Origin of the sequence: Nocardiopsis sp. TNDT3, from assembly GCF_003427465.1 — a bacterium.
Lineage (GTDB): Bacteria > Actinomycetota > Actinomycetes > Streptosporangiales > Streptosporangiaceae > Nocardiopsis > Nocardiopsis dassonvillei.
Window position 1 is genome coordinate 1 of sequence record NZ_QPFC01000915.1, and the last position, 1,682, is coordinate 1,682.

At 71.8% G+C, this 1,682-nt stretch carries 2 protein-coding genes; one reads left to right on the forward strand and one right to left on the reverse strand.

Annotated features, from left to right (window positions below):
* Positions 1-81: 81 nt before the first annotated feature.
* A complete protein-coding gene (gene serS / locus DQW06_RS21605) occupies positions 82-1,353 on the reverse strand; it encodes a serine--tRNA ligase (RefSeq protein WP_041553429.1) in 1,272 nt (423 codons plus the stop codon).
* 111 nt (positions 1,354-1,464) lie between these two features.
* On the opposite strand from serS, the gene DQW06_RS21610 reads away from it, so the two are divergent.
* Complete coding sequence (locus DQW06_RS21610; RefSeq protein WP_013156258.1) at positions 1,465-1,638, forward strand: hypothetical protein; 174 nt, start codon at positions 1,465-1,467, stop codon at positions 1,636-1,638.
* Positions 1,639-1,682: the final 44 nt, after the last annotated feature.

Below are 1,682 nucleotides of genomic sequence, written 5' to 3' on the forward strand. Positions count from 1 at the left end.
CCCCCGGCCGGGGGCGGGCTCCTCGCGTGTCCGGTGCCGGGGCCGCCGGTCCCGGGTGTCCGGATACCGGGGGCCGGGCGCCTACCTGCCCTTGGCGATCGGCTCCAGGACGTCGCGGCCCAGGTAGGGGCGCAGCGCCTCGGGGACCACCACGGAGCCGTCCTCGCGCTGGTGGTTCTCCAGGATGGCGACGATCCAGCGGGTGGTGGCCAGCGTGCCGTTCAGGGTGGCGGCGAAGCGGGGCTTGCCGTCCTCGTCCCGGAACCGCACGTTGAGGCGGCGGGCCTGGAACTCGGTGCAGTTGGAGGTGGAGGTCAGCTCCCGGTAGGTCTCCTGGGTGGGGACCCACGCCTCGCAGTCGTACTTGCGGGCGGCGCTGGTGCCCAGGTCGCCGCCGGCGATGTCCACCACGCGGTAGGGCAGCTCCAGCTTGTCCAGCATCTCCCGCTCCCAGGCGAGCAGCCTCTTGTGCTCCTCGTGCGCCTGGTCGGGGTGGGTGTAGACGAACATCTCCACCTTGTTGAACTGGTGGACGCGGATGATGCCGCGGGTGTCCTTGCCGTAGGAGCCCGCCTCGCGGCGGAAGCACGGCGACCAGCCGATGTAGCGGTTGGGCAGGGCGTCGGCGGGCAGGATCTCCCCCGAGTGGTACCCGGCCAGCGGCACCTCGGAGGTGCCCACGAGGTAGAGGTCGTCGGCGGGCAGGTGGTAGACCTCGTCGGCGTGCGCGCCGAGGAAACCGGTGCCCTCCATGGTCTCGGGCCGCACCAGCACCGGCGGGATCATCGGCGTGAAGCCCGCCTGGACGGCCTGGTTCATGGCCATGTTGAGCAGCGCCAGCTCCAGCTGGGCGCCCACGCCGGTGAGGAAGTAGAACCGGGCCCCGGAGACCTTGGCGCCCCGCTCCATGTCGATGGCGCCGAGCATCTCGCCCAGCTCCAGGTGGTCGCGCGGGGTGAAGTCGAACGAGCGCGGGGTGCCGACGGTCTCCAGAATCCTGAAGTCGTCCACGCCGCCCTCGGGCGCGCCCTCCTCCACGAGGTTGGGCACGCCGGACAGGAGGGCGTCCAGCTCGTCGGCGAGGCGGCCGGCCTCGGCCTCGGCCTCCTTGACCTCGGCGGCCAGCGCCTTGGCGCGGGTCAGGAGTTCCTCGCGCTCCTCCGGGGAGGCCTTGGAGACGGACCTGCCCACGCTCTTCTGCTCGGCGCGCAGGGTCTCGAACCGGGACAGCGCGGAACGGCGGTCGGCGTCGAGCCCGAGCAGGCGGTCGGCGACGGAGGGGTCCTCCCCCCGTGCCCGCTGCGAGGCGCGGAGTCGTTCGGGGTCTTCTCGAAGAGCGCGAAGGTCGATCACGTCTTGCAGGTTACCGTCCGGGCTCCATCCTCCCGACATCTTTTCCGCAACCGCGTCATGGATGCCCGGTGACCTCGTCATTCTTATGAAAGACCGAGGAGGGGGACGATCGTGAAGCCGTTGAACGAGATGACCGCGGAGGAGCTCGCGTGCGTGCTGGAGGTGTTGGGGGCGACGCGTCCTGAGGACTTCGCGCTGAGGCTGGCGCTGTGCCTGGAGCTGGACCGCGCGGACGCGGGGGAGGAGGTCCGCCGGGGCGCCCCGAGGGAGGCGGCCCGGGTCTGAGGAGCGCCGCTCCCGGGGACCCGGAGGCCGACAGGCCTGGGGAG